This is a genomic window from Paenibacillus sp. 2003, from assembly GCF_031455635.1.
Classification (GTDB): domain Bacteria; phylum Bacillota; class Bacilli; order Paenibacillales; family Paenibacillaceae; genus Paenibacillus; species Paenibacillus amylolyticus_B.
In genome coordinates this window covers 75,497-94,090 of record NZ_JAVDTB010000003.1, presented here as the reverse complement: position 1 = coordinate 94,090, position 18,594 = coordinate 75,497, and the positions used below count along the sequence as shown (strand labels likewise).

General features: G+C 45.5%; 17 protein-coding genes. 7 read left to right on the top strand and 10 right to left on the bottom strand.

Features of this window, described 5'->3' with window-relative positions:
- Positions 1-12: 12 nt before the first annotated feature.
- From J2X75_RS15945 to J2X75_RS15935, 3 genes are all read right to left on the bottom strand, one after another.
- Positions 13-744: a hypothetical protein gene (locus J2X75_RS15945; RefSeq protein WP_310338491.1), complete on the bottom strand. Its 732-nt coding sequence runs from the start codon at positions 742-744 to the stop codon at positions 13-15.
- Between the two features lie 394 nt (positions 745-1,138).
- Positions 1,139-1,705 (bottom strand): Uma2 family endonuclease, encoded by a 567-nt coding sequence (locus tag J2X75_RS15940; RefSeq protein ID WP_310337789.1) that lies wholly within the window; start codon positions 1,703-1,705, stop codon positions 1,139-1,141.
- Between the two features lie 80 nt (positions 1,706-1,785).
- Positions 1,786-4,110 (bottom strand): beta-L-arabinofuranosidase domain-containing protein, encoded by a 2,325-nt coding sequence (locus J2X75_RS15935; protein WP_310337788.1) that lies wholly within the window; start codon positions 4,108-4,110, stop codon positions 1,786-1,788.
- 371 nt (positions 4,111-4,481) lie between these two features.
- On the opposite strand from J2X75_RS15935, the gene J2X75_RS15930 reads away from it, so the two are divergent.
- Positions 4,482-5,246, top strand: a complete 765-nt coding sequence (locus J2X75_RS15930) for a helix-turn-helix transcriptional regulator (RefSeq protein ID WP_310337786.1) — start codon at positions 4,482-4,484, stop codon at positions 5,244-5,246.
- Between the two features lie 129 nt (positions 5,247-5,375).
- Complete coding sequence (locus J2X75_RS15925; protein ID WP_310337784.1) at positions 5,376-5,888, top strand: GNAT family N-acetyltransferase; 513 nt, start codon at positions 5,376-5,378, stop codon at positions 5,886-5,888.
- A 192-nt stretch (positions 5,889-6,080) separates the two neighbouring features.
- On the opposite strand, the gene J2X75_RS15920 is transcribed toward J2X75_RS15925, so the two are convergent.
- On the bottom strand, positions 6,081-7,124 hold the full coding sequence (locus J2X75_RS15920) for a 2,3-butanediol dehydrogenase (protein WP_310337782.1): 1,044 nt from the start codon (positions 7,122-7,124) through the stop codon (positions 6,081-6,083).
- 332 nt (positions 7,125-7,456) lie between these two features.
- On the opposite strand from J2X75_RS15920, the gene J2X75_RS15915 reads away from it, so the two are divergent.
- The gene (locus J2X75_RS15915) at positions 7,457-8,362 is read left to right on the top strand and encodes a LysR family transcriptional regulator (protein ID WP_310337781.1); all 906 of its coding nucleotides are present in this window, start codon (positions 7,457-7,459) and stop codon (positions 8,360-8,362) included.
- A gap of 174 nt (positions 8,363-8,536) precedes the next feature.
- Here J2X75_RS15915 and J2X75_RS15910 read toward each other — a convergent pair whose 3' ends face one another.
- On the bottom strand, positions 8,537-10,291 hold the full coding sequence (locus J2X75_RS15910; RefSeq protein ID WP_310337779.1) for a methyl-accepting chemotaxis protein: 1,755 nt from the start codon (positions 10,289-10,291) through the stop codon (positions 8,537-8,539).
- A gap of 370 nt (positions 10,292-10,661) precedes the next feature.
- Here J2X75_RS15910 and J2X75_RS15905 point away from each other — a divergent pair, with 370 nt between their 5' ends.
- Both J2X75_RS15905 and J2X75_RS15900 read left to right on the top strand, forming a co-directional pair.
- Positions 10,662-11,291: a TetR/AcrR family transcriptional regulator gene (locus J2X75_RS15905; protein ID WP_124117321.1), complete on the top strand. Its 630-nt coding sequence runs from the start codon at positions 10,662-10,664 to the stop codon at positions 11,289-11,291.
- Positions 11,288-12,262 carry an alpha/beta hydrolase gene (locus tag J2X75_RS15900; protein ID WP_310337777.1) on the top strand — a complete coding sequence of 325 codons (975 nt, stop codon included), beginning with the start codon at positions 11,288-11,290 and terminating at the stop codon, positions 12,260-12,262. The genes J2X75_RS15905 and J2X75_RS15900 overlap by 4 nt, the downstream gene beginning before the upstream one ends.
- Positions 12,263-12,365: 103 nt before the next feature.
- Here J2X75_RS15900 and J2X75_RS15895 read toward each other — a convergent pair whose 3' ends face one another.
- The 3 genes from J2X75_RS15895 to J2X75_RS15885 all read right to left on the bottom strand — a co-directional run bounded on the left by J2X75_RS15895 (position 12,366) and on the right by J2X75_RS15885 (position 14,609).
- Positions 12,366-13,718, bottom strand: a complete 1,353-nt coding sequence (locus J2X75_RS15895; protein ID WP_210109711.1) for an amino acid permease — start codon at positions 13,716-13,718, stop codon at positions 12,366-12,368.
- A gap of 138 nt (positions 13,719-13,856) precedes the next feature.
- Positions 13,857-13,991, bottom strand: coding sequence for a hypothetical protein (locus J2X75_RS15890; RefSeq protein ID WP_310337775.1), 135 nt, complete (start codon positions 13,989-13,991; stop codon positions 13,857-13,859).
- Between the two features lie 162 nt (positions 13,992-14,153).
- The gene (locus tag J2X75_RS15885) at positions 14,154-14,609 is read right to left on the bottom strand and encodes a GNAT family N-acetyltransferase (RefSeq protein WP_310337773.1); all 456 of its coding nucleotides are present in this window, start codon (positions 14,607-14,609) and stop codon (positions 14,154-14,156) included.
- A 181-nt stretch (positions 14,610-14,790) separates the two neighbouring features.
- Between J2X75_RS15885 and J2X75_RS15880 the strand changes: the two genes are divergently transcribed.
- The gene (locus J2X75_RS15880; protein WP_310337772.1) at positions 14,791-15,366 is read left to right on the top strand and encodes a GNAT family N-acetyltransferase; all 576 of its coding nucleotides are present in this window, start codon (positions 14,791-14,793) and stop codon (positions 15,364-15,366) included.
- Positions 15,363-15,710, top strand: coding sequence for a DUF1801 domain-containing protein (locus J2X75_RS15875; protein ID WP_124117325.1), 348 nt, complete (start codon positions 15,363-15,365; stop codon positions 15,708-15,710). Before J2X75_RS15880 ends, J2X75_RS15875 begins: the two co-directional genes overlap by 4 nt.
- Before the next feature lie 155 nt (positions 15,711-15,865).
- Here J2X75_RS15875 and J2X75_RS15870 read toward each other — a convergent pair whose 3' ends face one another.
- Positions 15,866-17,170: a DUF1963 domain-containing protein gene (locus J2X75_RS15870; RefSeq protein ID WP_310337768.1), complete on the bottom strand. Its 1,305-nt coding sequence runs from the start codon at positions 17,168-17,170 to the stop codon at positions 15,866-15,868.
- Between the two features lie 107 nt (positions 17,171-17,277).
- Positions 17,278-18,456, bottom strand: coding sequence for an alanyl-tRNA editing protein (locus tag J2X75_RS15865; protein WP_310337767.1), 1,179 nt, complete (start codon positions 18,454-18,456; stop codon positions 17,278-17,280).
- Positions 18,457-18,594: the final 138 nt, after the last annotated feature.

Below are 18,594 nucleotides of genomic sequence, written 5' to 3'. Positions count from 1 at the left end.
ACGAGCAACCCCTCACTGTCTGTATAATTTGGTGTGCTTGATTAACTGATCAATCTCCTGCATACAAGGCATCTGTTCAATATCTCCGGCTTCAAAGCTGTCGAGGCGTGAAATCTCAAGTAACAACTGATCCAGCTTGAGCAAAATTTCCTCATTGGTGTGTAATGCATTCTTCACATAAGACAGATAATCGTTGTATACCTTGGTTTTTTCCTGAAAAAGTTTCTGGGGAAGGTTTGAGGATTTGGATTTCATCATGTTGGCATAGTCGGCTTCATCAAATACATTCAACCGGTTCAGCACACTGCGGATGTTGAGATATAGCAACTTCTCCACTTCCAGCGTGACCGATGCGAATTTTTTGTAGCTTAGTTCCCCCGGATCAAACCGCTGATGAAGCACATTCAGGAGTGTTTCTTTCTTCTTTTTCATCCGGCTAAGTTGGGACAGCCCCAGCGTAATATCTTCTTCGAGGACTTTGATGCGTCTATAAAAAGATAAAGCTTCCACATATTCGTCATGCGTTTCGATATGCCTCACGGGCAGGACTATCGGCTGTCTCAACAACAAGGTATAACTGCCATATAAAAGTGCCATTGCACTACCGAACAACAGGGTAACGGATAGCGCAGTTGTGAATGCACCCTCCCCGAAATTCAGCCCGATAAAGCCGGGTGAGAATGCCAGGACATTCACAGCCACAACTCCGAAGATTAACCCCATCAATTTTATGTACTTGATCATGTTCAATCATCCGACCTCCTTTCATGTTATATATTGGTGCTTCATGTCGTTATTTCCCTGTTAAGCTTATTCTTATTGTACATGATGTTAACGCTCTCAGGTGGATATCATTGGATATTTGGATACTCATAATATACGTGGTTTGGGCTTATCCCATTTCATATTTTCAGGGACAACGTGGAACTTGGCAGGAAATTTGGTGGTCAATCCGTAGAAGTATGTCTTCTCAAACAGCAGATGATGGAAAAAGAAATGTTATCCGGTAATACGTGGAAAATAGCTAGGCGTGTCATTTTTTATATAAGACTTGTCTAAAAAATAGTAATGCAAAAAGGACGAATCGGAGATCATCCGGTTTCGTCCCTTATGCGTTGGTTCACTTTTTTTGTTTCCTCTACCTGAGCTTGAACAACGAATCCAGCGGAATGTGCAAGTCAGGATATACGACGGAAATAATCGTTTCCTGCTCTGTATATAGATGACGAGTCTGGTAACTGCCATCCTCCAGCGTGTACACATGGACGGTTTGATTGCCTGGATCAACAATCCAGTATTCGTTCACACCATATTTCTGATACAAGTTAAATTTTTCGTTAAAATCCTTTAACGCAGTCGAAGGCGATAACACCTCGATAATTAAAGAAGGTGCACCCTGGCAACCACTTTTGGATATCTGGTCTTTGGAGCAAACCACCGATAAATCAGGCTGTACAACTTGATCTGGCAGGTCATATTGTTCATTTTCGCTAAAATACACATCAAAAGGGGCAACAAACACGAAACATTTCCGATTCTGAAAAAAAGTCCGCAAAGAGAAGTGCAGCTCACCCACAATAAACTGGTGCGATGAAGTAGGTACTGGCGAGATATTAAAAGCTCTGCCGTTAATTAACTCCCATGATCCTTCCCATGTTAACCAATCCTGAAAGCTATAAGTACCTTTATTATCGGGTTTTGCCACACTTCCAACCTCCTCTTCCACCTAACCGTAATTTATTTTCATTATAACATTGTGTTTTGCGCCTTTTCACACCATGCCTCTTATTTCGAAAAGATGGATTCCGGTTTGCTTCGTGTAGTACGTACCTCTACGACTTTCCCGGCACAGCCATTGTTGCCCTTCGCCTGGAACATCACCTTAACGCTGTCTTTTCCTGATGTAACCGCCTCAGGAATATCATAGGTCACATAGAACACTTCGCCGATTTTGTTCATATGAATTCGCTGCTCGCCAATGATTGCCCCATCCACGGTAATGGTGAATTGTCTCTCATATAACGTACCTTCCCGCTCAAACGGGGAATGATCTCCACCCCAATAGGCCACACATAAATAATTGGTTGCGGCGTGGTCCACTGCCAGTTGGTAACTGAAATAAGCTCCACTGATGCCAAAAGCCTCTCGCCACATATGCAACTTCTTACGGCCATCTGTGGTTGAACCGTTGTGATGCTCCCCACGGCAGTTGCTATCCAGTTGATGTCCAATCTCATCCTGCTGACCGTCAGCCTGAACCCTGTCGATGGTGATATCGTTCAACTCTTTCTCGAGCGCATCACCTTCATCGTTAAACGGCCAATACACGGTATAAAATTCATGATGCACATCATAGAACGGAATGAGTTTCACGGCTTCGCCTGTGGAAGTGACATCCTTGCTAAGTTCGAAAGTTAACGTGTCTGCATCTACAACCTTGATCCACTCTTGTACTTCCTCCTGCTCCGTCCAGATCACAGGTACGGGTGCGGTCTTGGGATTCAGTGCTGTTTCATCCACAATCGTATCCTCTGGAAGACCCTCGTTTCCCAGTGCACCGGCGAGTACAATCGGGCCGTACAGGAATGCCACCTTGTGGGCATCATCCCGGGAGGTGTACTGGCGAAGTGACATCGGCAGGGTGATTGTGATGACATCGCCCGCAGACCATGTGCGGTCGATGGACAGATAGCCGGGTTCCATCCGTGTATACGGATGTTCCGTATCCCCGTTAACTGTTGCCGTCATTGGCTGTTGCAGCCATGAGGGCACACGTAATCTTAGATGAGCCGAGGCGCTGCCTCCGGTGATCGTCAGGGTCACCTTTTCCGAATAAGGAAAGTCGGTTTCAAGCTTCAGGGATAATCCCTGTGACACCCAATCCAATTGGGAAGCGATATACAGGTTGACGTACAGGTCTTGTTCATTCTCAAAATAGATGGCCTCGGCATATTTGCCCGGGTTCTCCATGCCTGATCCTGTGCAGCACCACCAAGCAGTATCGTGAGTACCATAGATTTTGTAGTGGCCTTGCAGCGTTGATGCAAAATACGTTTTGTTCCCCGTATCGGGGTCCTGCGTGCCGAGGATGTGATTATAGATGGCGTTTTCATAATAGTCCATGTAGGCACTATCGTGATTCCAGGCGAAGAGTTGCTTGGTAAGTTGCAACATGTTGTGAGTACAACAGCTCTCTCCTGTTTTGATGCCCAGACTCTCCATACCCCTTGCTTCGTAATGCTCCGAGATGCTCGTCGCACCAAATACGTAAGAACGATGATGCACCGTGGTGTTCCAGAAAAACTCTGCCGCTGTCCGGTAACTCTCATGGGTATGATCCTGATTGTAGATTTCGGCTGCACCGATCACTTTAGGAATCTGCGTATTGGCGTGTTTGCCTTGAAGATCGTCCTGCTTGTGCTCCAAGGGTCTCAGGATCAATTGATGGGTGAACTTGTTAGCGATCTCAAGATATAAGGCTTTGCCGGTAATCCCATACAAGTGTGCAAATATTTCATTCATGCCCCCGTGTTCACTTTGAAGCATCGTCTGCATCTGTTCTTCTGTCATCGGGAGCAAACCTTCTACCGCCCAGTCTGCAAATCGAGTAACTACATCAAGTGCCTGTCCGTTACCAGTGAGTTTGTACGCATCAATCAGGCCGCGATAGATTTTGTGCACACTGTACCAGGGAACCCAGTATTCACCGATGTTGAACCCACCGATATTCTCTGCTCGAAAAGCCATGTGGAAAGGTTCTTCGGACAAACCACCGATATACCCGCTCCCCGTGGTCTGTTGGATTCTCGCCAGTTCGGTGACAGCATAATCCAGTCTTTCTTTTAACGTGATATTCCCGGTTGCCTGATACGTCACAGCCAGGGCAGACAGATAATGTCCGAGGGAATGTCCGCTGATGGTACGTGCCTCCCAACCCGCGTAACGCTCTTTTCGGGCAGGTAAACCATGAGCTTCGAAGCATGGAGCCAGGAATCGATCAATATCCAGCGATAACAGGTAACGCTCCCCCACCTCTTGTGATGTTTGGAACACTCCATTTAACAGATCTACATGTTCCGGTCCCAGAAATCCTTTTTTCGTATCAATCATGACACTCACTCCTTCTCGGGATGTAATAGATAAGTTGAACTAAAGATTATTTACACTGACACTACGATGACAGAATAACCTTCCAATCGCTGTTATCCCCAGATTTTTTTGATCCCCTTTCTCAAGGGAAAATCCAGGGATAAAGGCGAACGCTTCGCTTTTTCAGGTTTTTTCTGTCCTCTCCGTTATCATGTAAATGCTTAGTTCAACTTATATAGATATCCATTCATTCTTAAGGGGTAAAATCCGTGTTCTGTTCCATATGTCCAATACTCAATAATCCATTACAGAGCTTGAATATCCCCATATTATCAAATAAAATATAATTACATCAGACTCATAATCCAAGAAAAGGTGGATAAATCCGTCCTATGCAAATGCCACTGGAACATTACCTGTGCGGCAAGTTCATATCCGAAGGCAACTGGAGCCACATGAGACGCAGCATGCCTGTGCATGAGATCATTTTGATGCTGGAAGGTGAGATGTACATCGCGGAAGAAGAGGAACAATATGTAGTTCGTGCCAACGATCTGTTGTTTCTGCGCGCGGGTCGCACCCACTATGGCTACCAAATCAGCGATGCCCCCGTCAGCTTCTACTGGGTTCACTATGATGCCATGCAGCCAGAATTCAACCAGTTTAAGACACATGCCACCATTCAGGTACCTTCCATGGCCAATCAGTTATTCAAGCAGCTGCTGCATGTGTCATCCTTCTCACCGGAGGAAGCCGACGCTGCTTTGTTATTGTTGTTCCGAGAACTGGAGCGGAATATAGAGGCCGATTATCGCCCGCACAATGCAATTGTGGACCATATCTGCAAGTGGGTCGATATTCATCTGCATACAAACATTACGGTGAGTGAGATTGCGAAGAATTTTAATTTTAACAAAGACTATATTTCCAAAATGGTGAAGCGCGAAAAAGGCACTGGACTCAAAACCTATATCCTCACCGAACGTATTCGCCGTGCGAAACAGCTGCTGCTGAACACCAATGCCAGTGTAAAAGAAATTGCCGGACAGTGTGGCTTCTCCGATTACAAACTATTCCTGCGCATGTTCAAGCAATACGAAGGCAATACGCCAACCGAATATCGCAATCATCTGTATTCCACACAGCTCAATCGCTGATATGCTTTGATCTATAGAAATGACTGAGTTTACTATAGAATATTTGAATCAATCGGATTGAATCCGTTATGGTAAAATGCAAGAAAACGATATTCCATACTTAACCCATAAGAGAAGGGGAATTATTAGATGACAACGGCTGCCGTTACGATTCATCCTGCCACAGAAACGGACCATCCAGAGATTGTAGATATCCTTATTGCAAGTTACGCCGAGTATCGGGAGACTTTTGAGCAAAATGAACGCTGGGAGGCCTACCTAAAAGATATTAGAGAGTCTGTGGTTAATCCGTACCTGACACAATTATGGATCGCCAAGATTGATGATCAGATTGTCGGTACAGTCCAATTATTCGAAACAGCACGCAAGGCTTATCCAGACTTTGAATTACCAATCGATTATCCGTTTATTCGGCTGTTAGGTGTTGATCCAAAATGGAGAGGTCATGGAATCGCCAGAGAATTGCTCCAACAATGCGTGGAATCTGCCAAGGACATGGGCAAAAATACGGTGTATTTATATACGGGCGGTCAGATGGTCAATGCCATCCGTTTATATGAGCGTTTCGGATTTACAGAGGATGAGGAATTCAGCTCCGAGAGTAGCGGGGGCAAGGCGATCTGTTACCGATATGACTCCTAGTGGGCGGTAAAAGTAATCTGCGAGCCGCGATCAGCGGAATATGATTGATGAAGAGTAGCTAGTGAAAGATGCGTGTTCTACTTGAATAACGCGAAAAAGACCATTCATACGGATGAACGGTCTTTTTCGCGATCTAAAACTTATACTTCAATTACGTTGATATGAAAATCTATCTTCGTTAGCGAACGGTTTTTAGCCACCAATCTCCACCAAAATCTTCGCATGGCTCTTGTCGCTCATCAACAGCTCAAGTCCTTCCTGCACGATGTCGTCCAGTTTGATTTTCTTGGTGATGACTTGTTTCACATCGAGCGATCCTTCCGCAATCAATGAAATCACTTCAGGGAAAATGTGGCGATATGCCAGCGTTGCCGTTAGATTCGCTTCCTTGACAAGAAGATCGAAGAAATTCACTTGAAGCGGGTTCGGAATTGCTGCGATGACAACAACTTCTCCACCTTTTTTGACAACCGCAATGGCGCTATCCATCGTTGGTTGTACACCCGCTGCTTCATAAGCCACATCAATGCCACCCGATTGTTGCAAGATCACCTCTGTTGCATTGACTTTGGCACTGTTCACCGGAATCGCTCCCAGCTTGGCTGCCAAGTCCAAACGTTCCTCAAATACATCAACTGCATAGATCTCAGAGGCTCCTGCAGCTTTGGCAGACAGAATGGTCAATAATCCAATTGGACCTGCTCCATATACGGCTACTTTGTTCCCCACTTTCAGCTTGCTGTGACGAACCGCGTGAAAGGCTACTGCCGTAGGCTCTACGAGCGCACCTTCTTCGAAAGATACGTTATCCGGTATGGGATGAACCATGTATGCTTCAACAACAACATACTCCGCAAAACCACCATCACCATTCAGTCCAACAAATCCAAATTGAGTACATTGGTTATAGCGCCCCTGGATACAGTACTCGCATTTTCCACAATGGTACAATGGCTCTACCACAACTCGATCCCCTACACTGATACCGCTTACATTACTTCCCAATTCACTCACGGTTCCTGCAAATTCATGACCCAATGTCAACGGTGCTTTCTGTCCTGAGAGCGGATGATTCTCGCCTTCTTGAATCCCCACACCATGATGATAGGCATGCAAGTCACTGCCGCAGATCCCCGCATATTCCACTTTGATTTTGACCTGACCCGCTTGAGCAACCGGAACCTCCCGCTCTTCCACACGCACGTCTTTATGGGCATACCATACTGCTGCTTTCATGAAGTTCATCCCCTTTATATGATTGTCTATATAAGTTGAACTAGACATGTTACACCTAATTACGCTGATTGCAGTACCATCTTTCGATCGCTCTTATCCCCAGATTTTCTTCATTCCCTTGATCCAAGGGAAAAATCCGGTGATAAAGGCGCACGCTCTGCTTCTTCAGATTGGTTCTGCACTCTGCGTTTCTGGTGTAAAAGAAAGGTTCTACTTATATAGTAAAGAACTATAACGCTTGTCTATATATTATATCGCTGTTCATGTATTATTCATATTTATAGATACTAATGTTAACATTAGTTGTATTAATGCTAAACGGAGATGAAATCATGAATCTGGAACAGCTCGAATATGTCGTTGAAATTGCGAAAACACAATCATTCTCCGCCGCCTCGGAGCATCTGCATGTCACACAATCGGCGATCAGCCAATCGGTTCATCGTCTGGAGAAAGAATTGGGTATCATCTTGTTCGAACGCTCGCGGCAGGGTACTCATCCCACTCCCGAAGGCAAACAATTCATTGCCAAGGCACTGGACATTTTACAGCGGATTGATGAATTAAAATCCCTGAACGCAGAAGCCTCCTCTCTTAGCGGAGAGCTTCATGTGGCTACTTTTCCAAGTGTCATGCCCTATCTTGTCCAGTCTGCTGCGGATATGAAGCGTGAGCACCCACAACTTAACATCTCCATTGAAGAGAAAGGGTCCATGGAAATTATCGAGGATATTCGCAATAACAAGACCCATCTGGGCTTTATCGCGATCTACGCCAAACAGCTGCGGGAATTCGATGGACTTCACTTCAGTCCCATGTACTCGGGTAAGCTAGTAGTCGGTACGCATCACCTGTCTGAACTTGCCAAGCACCCCCGTGTTTCACCTGATCAATTAAAAGAACACAAGCTGGCACTCTATCGAGATGGTTTCATCGAAGACTTCATCAAGGAATTCACCTATGATCATGGATCTCTGTCCATTCTGTTTAAAACAAATAATTCAGAAGCCATCAACATGGTGTTACGAAACGATATTGCCGCCACGATTGGTCACGACTTTTCCTTTTACCAAAATCCATTATGGAAGGAAGGTCTGGTGAAGATGGTAGAAATCGCTGGAATCGATCAACCGAAGATGCAAATTGGCTTCGTGCAGACGGAATCCAAGGAGGCCGCCGTAGCCGCAGAACGATTCGCCCGACGCTTCAGACAGGCGATAGAGCTGGATCATCTATAAAAGTGATATGAAAAGCAAAAAGTGCTCCACACCTCTGAAGGAAGTTTGGGATGAACACCAACTTCTCCAAGAGCGGAACACTTTTTTTTGCATTACATCGTTACACTGGCTATACAACAAACCAGACTCTTTTCTGACCACTTTTTGGACTACTATTACTACATCTTACTCAAACTATACTTTCACTTTTCGCACAGCTTCGCTCATCTCGTTGGTCTGCTGCTCCAGCATGGTGGAAGTCTGCGCCACCCTGTTGAACATAGCCGACTGTTCACGCATCAAACGATAGATTTCATCCGAATGATCCGACACTCCGGCTGAGATCTGCGAGATCGTATTGACGGAGGCTGCCGCCTCTTCCGATCCTGCCGAGATTTCCTCTGCCGCAGCGGAGACTTCTTGAATGCGACGAGTCACCAGTTGGAACGCATCAACCACATGGGCGAAAGCTTGCTCCGCTTCTACGGTAATCGTAACACCTTGTCCAATCTCCTGTGCGGTAACCCCCATCTGTGACCCAATCTGCTGTGATTCTTGTTGAATGCGAAGCAGCAAGTCGGAGATCCGTTCCATAGATGTGCTTGAGGCCTCAGCAAGCTTGCGAACTTCATCCGCCACAACCGCAAAACCTCTGCCATGTTCGCCTGCATGAGCTGCCTCAATGGATGCATTAAGCGCAAGCAGCTTCGTCTGACTCGCAAAATCACGAACCGTGTGCAGGGCACCACCAATCTCCTGGGAATAGTTGTTCAGCACCTGAACCATCGCTACAACTTCACCTGAGACATGTGAGATGCTCTCCATCTGTGTTTTCATCATTGTCATGCTCTGTTTACCGGACTCTGCTGTAGCAAGGGCACTTGTTGCTGCATCGGATACTATCATGGAGGATTCGGAAATGTCCGTTATGCCTTTGGCAATCTCTTCCATGGCATTCGCGCTATCGCTCGCACCCTGCTTCTGCGTATGCGCCCCTTGCCTAATCTGTTCGACAGACTGGTCAACCGTCTTGCTCATCTCAAGCATCTCGTCGGTACTGCGATTAAATTGTTTGGTTGAGTCTGATAAAATATTGGTGGTTACTGCCACGCCTTCAACCATGTTACTCACGATCTTATTCAAGTTGCCGGACATATGTATCATCGCTTGATATGTGGTTCCAATCTCATCTTTGCTTTTCAGATTATACGAAGTCAAAATTTGGTTGGCTTCTGCAAGCTCACCCTGCGCCATTTTTTCCACACTCGCTTTAAGCGGTTGAAGTGGTCGCAGTCCCCTTACGATAAACCACATGACAACGGCAATACCTATAAGAGTAATTAGTAGCAATAAGGCATAGAAGGGAATACTCGATTTCATGATATCCGATTCAATGCTTCCGATCACCGATACCGCCGTATCGATACCAATTACACCTGTTACAGCGCCATTACTATCGAGCATCGGAGCGTAAGAGGAAATATAGTTGCCATACTCCTCATTGTTAATGATTGAAGAACTGGCTGGTTGCCCCAGCAACAGCTTCTGCACAGCCTCCTGAGGGATATCCGTTACTTCATTAGTCGGTGAAGCTTTATCCGCATCCTTCATACCGTCCACCATAATAAGCGGGGTACCTTTGTCATCTATTTTGACGAAATACACATACATCGCACCGATACTTACGCGAAAATCATCCAGTTCATCACGAATCTTCAAGAACGCGTCATTCTCTTTGGGATCCTTGGCAAACTCGGCATAAGATGCTGTATCCAGCTGATTCACATAACTCTGAGCAATTTGGATATTGTAACTCGAAATTGCCTCCTGCGCAGCCAGTTTCATATTGGCCACCTGTAACAGCATGCTGCCAACAGCTATAATCGTCATGGCCAGTGTAACGACTGCAACGATGCGTACAACCAAACGTTTTCTAAAAAAACCGATCATCCGCTCCTCTTCCTCTCCCGTGAACCCAAGCCTTTTTGACTAGGCGCACCCAAAAAACGCATGCTTGAAGCACTAAGTATGGGAAAATAGTAAACGAATATGTCGAATTAGGCAAGAAAATATTGGATTAATATAAAAACGCTATCATGGCTGTGGTAGATTTGTTAGCAGAAACTATATCTAGGCATAATTTTAGTTTTTTTCCCAACAGAACCTGCAATATATACCTTTGTCTTGTAACCACTTCTAGTTAAAATCCTTTCAGCAAATGAATGGACAACTTACTATTGCCATAAGGAATTAATTCAGTTATATTATTAATTAATTGATCAGTTAATTAATTAATTGTAATGATGAGAGGAGAATTCATTTGGCCAGACCGGTTAATGAGGAAAAGAGACTCGAGCGGCGTAAACGAATCCTAAAAGAAGCCGTGATCCTGTTTGCCGAAAGCGGATATTCCAATACCACAACGGCTATTATTGCAAAAACTGCAGGAGTAACTTCCGGAACCATCTTTCAATACTTCCCAAGCAAAGAAGCTCTGTTCCATGCCGCTGTACTTGAACCGCTTGATGATATTCAGAAGAAATCACTTGCTTCTCTACAACAAAAAGGAACACCAGGTACGCTGATTAAAAACATGGTAGAAGAACAATTCAGTCATATTTACTTCTACACCAATGAGTTGCGACTCGTTCAATCTGTGTTGGGGCAACGAACCAGATTCCCCGAACTTACACAGAAGGTCCTTGAAAGCATAAAAATAATGACCGATACGATTGAAGCTGTCTATACAAAGGGGCAATCCATGGGGGAGTTCAACAAAAGTTTCTCTCCAGCAATGATCTCTCGGAGCTATATCTCTTTTTTGAATGGAGTAGCCTTGACTCTCGGGGAAGACATTCTGCATCATCCTGAGTGGGAGAATCTGAAGGGACATGCCTTTTATCTGTTTGCACCAATACAACATGATGAAACACTGGAGGAATCTGAATGAGTCAACCATCTTTACCACCCGTTCTGACATTTAAAGGTCGCATGGAGAAACGCAAGAAACTGTTATGGGGCCTCGGGATTGCACTTGCTCTTCTTGTGGCTCTTGTATTCTTTGTATCCTACAAAGTAGTAGACACGTTATTACACCATCCACGAGATACCAATGTCAGCTACGAGTTGAATATGGAGAAAACACCTTACGAAGAAGTCGAATTCAAGAGTTTGAAAAATGATAATACGATTCGAGGAACTTTCTTCCCAGCGAGTATATCTTCAGGCACAGCAAGTAACAAAACAATTATTGTCGTGCATGGGTATACGAGTAATCGTTTAGTCAAAGGGCGTACTCCCAAATTGGTAGAGCATTTCGTTCCAAAGGGGTATAACGTACTGGCCTTTGATCTCAGCTCACAGGGTAAGTCCGATGGGGATTTGATTACGCTGGGTCTACATGAGAAATACGATTTACTTGGGGCTGTAGACTATCTAAAATCCAGAGATCATGCAGGAGACCATATTGGAGTTATCGGCTTCTCTATGGGGGCTGCTACTTCTCTACTGGCCACAAGTGAAAGTGATGATATCCAGGCTGTAATTGCAGATAGTCCATTTCGTAATGCCGGTTTATTTCTGAGAGAGGGCCTGCCATTCTTCTCAGGTTTACCTGCATTCCCTTTCAGTTATACATCGACATGGATGGCGGATTGGGTCTTTAACGTTGATCTCGATTCCGTATCACCTATGGACGCGGTTAAAAAGATGCAAAACAAGCCCGTTATGCTCATTCACGGTACTGGGGATCAGCAAATAAGTTATAAAAATACAGAAAAGATCTATGAGTCCTTGAAAAATAATCCCAATGCAGAAGTATGGTATCCTCAAAATACGGAACACATTGATGCGATTAACCATTATCCTACTGATTATTTCCAAAGAGTAGATCACTTTATGGATAAGTATGTAGGACAATAAATTGAATACCAAAAGACTATTAACACAAAGAACATCCCGGCTCGAATACCACCGCCGGGATGTTCTTTGTTACGTATTATCGCACATTTATATATTACAAATACTAAACTGTCCGTCCATTCATCTTTCTGAATCGAATCAGGGACCAGATGATCAGCACCGCAAGTACGGCAAGACAGATGCTAATGCTGAACCGATTACCTTCATCAAACACAAACATCACCGCAATCACACTGAGACATAGTACCACGACTCCGGTTATATAAGGGAATCCCCAAACTTTGAAGGTCGGTTGAACCGGATATTTCTTCCGCAGTTTCAACTGGGATGAGGCAATACAGATCCACACAAGGATCACGACAAACCCCGGAACTGCGAGCAATACACGGAACAGTTGATCCTGCGCGAACAGGCCAAGCAAGGAACCTCCGAGCAAAACTACTGAGCACACCAGAAGTGTGTTAACAGGGCTACCGTTGCGATTCGTCTTTGACAATGCCTTCGGAGCTTCCCCGCCCACTGCCATGGAGTGCATCATCCGGGATGCACCATAGATCCCTGAATTTGCAGCAGACAGAACTGCCGTCACCAAAATGAAGTTCATTATGTGCGCCGCTCCTGGTAGTCCCGTTGAGGCGAGCACCTGTACAAACGGACTGCTCTCCGGCCCAATCTCATTCCATGGGATCAGACCACAGATGATGAGAATTGGCAAGGTGAAGAACAGAATAATTCTGAGCATGAAATTGCCCACGATTTTGGGCATCACTTTTTCTGCATTTTCAGTCTCGGTCAGGGTCAGACCAATCAGCTCCGATCCTCCATAAGAGAACATGACCACAAGCAGTGCCGAGAAGATCGATGACCATCCGTTCGGGAAGAACCCGCCTGCTTGCGTATAATTTTGCAGATATGGAGTGTTATCACTTGGGATAATGCCAAAGATCAACCCTGCACCCAGGAAGATAAAAATAATGATCATGGCAATTTTGATTCCGGCCAGCCAAAACTCAAATTCCCCGAACACACCTACACTTAGCAGATTAACCAGTATAATGAACGCCGCACAAGCCAGACTCAGCATCCACAGCGGTACTTCCGTGAACCAATACTGCAAAAAGCTCCCGGCAGCAATCACCTCAATGACACATACCGATAACCACAGAAAACAGTACATCCATCCCATAACAAAGGAGACTCGGCTACCAAATGCCTCTTGCACGAAGTCTTTCATATTTTTGTTCTTGTACACCGTAGCCATCTCCGCCATCGCGGCCATAACGACCAGCAGCAATAATCCAGCAAAAATGTACGTGACAATAACGCCCGGACCTGCAAGTCCGATCGTCTCTGCGCTGCCTTTGAAAATCCCCGTACCAATGACACCACCCATAGCCATAAAACTGATGTGTCTTGGTTTAAGCTTCTTCTGTAGTGTTCCTTCTGTCTGAGCCAATTCAAAGTCCTCCTGATGTAAAAAACGTCTGTAATGCTGTCTTGTTTCATAGACATAATGTCCAGTATACCCTATTGTCCATCAATCAGCCCAGAAGTTCCTTATGGCCAATTCATCCCAAACATATGTGGACATAACCTATGTTTTATACCCCACAATGGCACGGAGCAATCTGTGTACAATCCAGCTGAGCACTACAGCAATGATGGGACATAACACCAAGACAGCAAACAGCGGATTCATATGACCAAACCACCAGTAAATTATGGACAACTCCCTCCTTATTCTTCGTCACAAGGCCAAGTTGCTTTAATACTGTATTATTGAGTTTATTCTACTCTTTTTCCAAATTTTAAGATGTACGATATGTTGCAAAATAAATAAAAAACCAGCATCCTGTAAAAAACAGAATTCTGGTTTCTCATGTAAATCCATTTAGATTGTTTTCGTCATAAATACGCTGTTCGGGTCCAATGTATAATCTGCGAATGGTTCGCAATATTGGAATCCGAATTCTTCATACAGCTTCCGTGCCGGAATAAATGAATCCATTGAACCCGTCTCCAGACTAATTCGCTTATAGCCACGCTCTGTGGCAACCTCCAGAATGTGAGCCAAAATTTTTCTCGCTACGCCTTTTCTCAAGTGGGCTGAAGCCGTGCGCATCGACTTCAACTCTGCATGCTCTGGATCAAGTTCTTTGATAGCCCCGCAGCCGAGCAAGTCTTCCCCTTCCCACGCACACCAGAATGTAATTTCAGGTTTCTTAAGCCCATCCAGATTCAACGCATGAATACTCTCCGGAGGCGAATCCGCTGCCATCCCTTGCAAGTGCTCCGCGATCAATGCCTTAACTTGTACTCCACTCAAATCATCCACTTTGATCTCCAAAACGTACCACTCCTGCCGACATTATTATTGGTTCTATCACTGAATGTATATCGATGATTTCATCTTACTACCGTGTTAGGTTTCATGACAAGAGCATACTTACATGCACTGAAATGTTCTATTGTGATCCACCTATAATTTCCAGTATGATGAGGCTATCAGATGCCAAAAGGAGACCCCTATGACACTCACAACGGACAACCTGTTTTATAGCAAACGATTGAAAATGACGCCGCCACGTCCTGAGGACGTGCAGACGATGCTGCAATGGAACGAAGACCCGGAGTACCTTCGGAATGTGGATACTGATCTTGCCATTCCCTATTCAGAGAAACAGTTGGAAGATGAGGGCGAGACAAAGAACAAGGAAGTGTACTTCAGACTGCGCATGCATGAAGAGGATATGCTGATTGGTTTTGTCGTTATCCACAGCATTGAATGGAATAACCGCTGCGGACAGCTTGCCATTGGCATCGGACTTGCCAAACATCGCAACAAGGGATATGGCACGGAAGCGTTGAATCTTATTTTACGATATGCATTCCATGAGATGAATCTGGACCGGGTTGGCCTCGATGTCATCGCCTACAACGCCAAAGCGATTCGCTCCTATGAGAAGGCTGGTTTTCAGTTGGAAGGACGGGCACGCTCCGCTGTATATCGTGATGGTAAACGTTACGACCGCTTAATGATGGGAATCCTAAGACCAGAATGGGAATTACACAATCAGATCCATACGGAGGGTGAACATGCATGACCAAGAATGTAGAAGTTACTGCGTTTATTGAACAGATTCAGATCCCCTGGCAAGTACAGGTCGCTGAACAATTGCGCCAGTTAGTGCATGACACCATCCCTGACGTGCAGGAACGTGTGCAATACAAGAAACCTCATTTTTTGAAAAATGGAAAGTACGCTGCGGTCATCTCTCCATCCAAACAAGCCGTTTCCTTCACCATCTTTCATGCAACCGGACTTGATCTACCCGATGGGATATTTGAAGGCCCGGAAGAACGCAAAACGATCAAGCTCAAGGAAAAAGATACACCGGATTATGAGTGGCTGGCTGGACTGCTGAAGCAGGCATCTGCGGAATTGTAGGAAAATCTGACGTACATTAAAAAGGCATCCCCTGAAGTTCAAGAACTTACGGGATGCCTCTTTATGTCATAGTCTGTATGCTACTGTCTGTCATTACAACCTAAACAGCCCTGTAATATTATAGATAAGTTAATGGCTTATAATTGCTTCCACCATCAAGATTGCTGGTATGATACGGCGGTCATCTGACACGGCTCACATATGAACATGTAATACATACCCTCACCGTATTCCTCAACCTCGCCCCAATCCAGTTGTGCGACAGCCTTCATTCTCGCGGAACAGCTTGGACATGTTGGATACTCTGCATCCTGAACCCATCCTGGATGGCCGCCGACCTGAGATAACGATGGCTCCATCGCCCACTCACTGGCATGGAATGCATGACGCGATGCATTCGCAATCCGAAACTGCTGGCCAACATCCGGTGCAAGTTTACCATAGTCGTCCAGGTCAATCTCGTCCATTCCCGCAGGCATGACATTATGTGAACTCCATAACGGTTCCCCTGCTGCGTCCAACTCCATGTAAACCACACCGTAACTGCTGCATATTACGCAAGTCTGTATCTGAAGTCGGTGGGCATGCCAAGACACCTCCTTCAAAGCGGGATGTTTAACATCCAGATTAATTAAGGTGGTTAACGTATTGCCACACCATGGACAGCAATTGTTACTAGGGTTCAGCATCGAGAGTGAATTTTCGGTTAACTCCACGTTAGGTCCTTCATTCTCTTTTATTTTATAGAGTGAATAACTTGGGGTGATGAATAATTCCCTGCGTTGCCCGTCTTTTGTAAGTTCCCAACCAGCTTCAGTGGTGTAATGCTCAGGTGCCACGTACAATTCACTCGCCCAAGATGGCGGAGACTGTCTCCATTGCCGGAACTGCTGCACGACAACATCATCTCCGATATGGGCCAGCATGAGCAATATGTGATTCCGATTCTCATCATCGGTGTTCACCTGCTGCAAGAGACGATCACGAGCCTCACCCGAGGCACTTTTATACAAAATGGCAGGATAATAGATCTCCTGTTCCAGCAGCTCAGGAATTTCGGCAGTTAACGATATATCATGGTAGCAGACCAGATATATCAGAATGTCTTTGCCCATATCTTCATCACCTGTACGACTCCGTTGCATCGCATAATCCTTCATCTGATCTTGTTGCTCTACAGACAAGGATAGATATACCTGTTCCTCGGATTGTTCATAGGGTGTATAACGAATTAGTGGATCGCGTACCTGAGGTTCATGCATGATTTTCAAAACCTCGACCGGGTCTGTGATACCTGCATACAAGTTCACGTCACGTCGATTCGCTTCAATGTATCTCTGGCGTTCCTCGCGCTCCATCTCTTGCTTGCAAGGCATGCAATACCCACTTGTTCTGGCAGCCGTTGCTGGCAAAATGGTATTTGGACACCCTTCACGTATACACGGAATTCGTTCTGTCATGTTCCAACCTCCTTCAACTATTGGCAATGGAAAACACGCCACAATGTGACGTGCTTGTCCCCTACTTATATTTCAATACCTGCGTGTCTTATAAAGGAAAATGCGAATCAGTGATGTCCCAGCTGATCCTTGGTGAATTCGTAAAAGGCAAGCGCATCTTCACTGCTGGCAAAGCCCGCCTGAGCCATCTTTTCACTGCCGCCACCTTTGCCATTGTAGGCTCCAAGATTGCCTTTGAAGAAAGGTCCACAAGCCCATTCAGGCGGCTGTCCGTTCTGTGCCAGAACAACTTTGGCCTCTGAGATACTGGCAAAGAGTACAAGGCCTTCATGGTCTGCCGTCAGCTTGGTGGCAAGGCTCTGCATATCCTTGAGCGATTTGTCTTCAAAGACCTGCGCAATCACCAGCCCCTGCCGGGCGGCCAGAAGTTCCTCCGCATAATAGGCATCGTTCGTTGTTTTCACTGCATTCAGCTCGGTTTGCAGCTGTTTTTGCTCCAGCTCCATTTTCTCAATGCGCTCCAATAACTCGTCCTTACTGGTCTTTAATTTAACCATGATGCTGTTGAGCACGTTTTGTGTAGCTGTGAATTCATTCAGCGCCCTTGTTCCACATTTGAAATAAATGCGGGTGCCGCCCTTCACTTTTTCGGTTTTCAACAGTTTGATGATGCCAATCTCGCCTGTCGCCGACACATGGGTTCCGCCGCAGGCGTTATACTCCACACCCTCGATCTCGACGATACGAATGTCTTCCGTTACCGTAGGCTGCTTCACCAGTGGCAATTGTGCTGCCTCTTCTGCTGTAACCCAGGACGTGTTGATGCGAGCGTTACGATAGATCTGGCGATTCACTTCTTGTTCAATGGCGGTCAATTGATTCGCTCCCAGTTCAGGCGCAGCCACATCAATCGTGTCATACTCCGTTCCAAGATGGAAACTGAGCGTCATCGCTTCAGTCAGCTTCAGAGTGATTGCCGATAACAAATGCTGACCCGTATGCTGCTGCATATGATCGAATCTGCGCTCCCAGTCAATCTCACAATGTACCTCAGTCTGTTCAGGGGCGCGTTCCAGCTTATGCCACACCTCGCCATCTTCAATGTTCACATCCAGAACTGCGATGCCGCCAATTTGTCCCAGATCACAAGGTTGTCCGCCCCCATGCGGGTAAAAAGCAGTCTCCGCCAGCGTGACATATACACCATCTTCCTTGTCCACTTTGCCTGTAATTGTTGTATGCCACTCTCTTGTATAAGCAGAGTCATAATAGATTTTTTGCGTCATTGAATCATCCCGATCCCTTCTCGTTCAAATGGTTTTTTACCGATCTGCACCTAACCTCCAGATTACACTATCTGGAACTGCGAATCCAATTTAAGGCACACAAGATCGCTCCTCCATATCAAAAAGACCGCTCTGTAA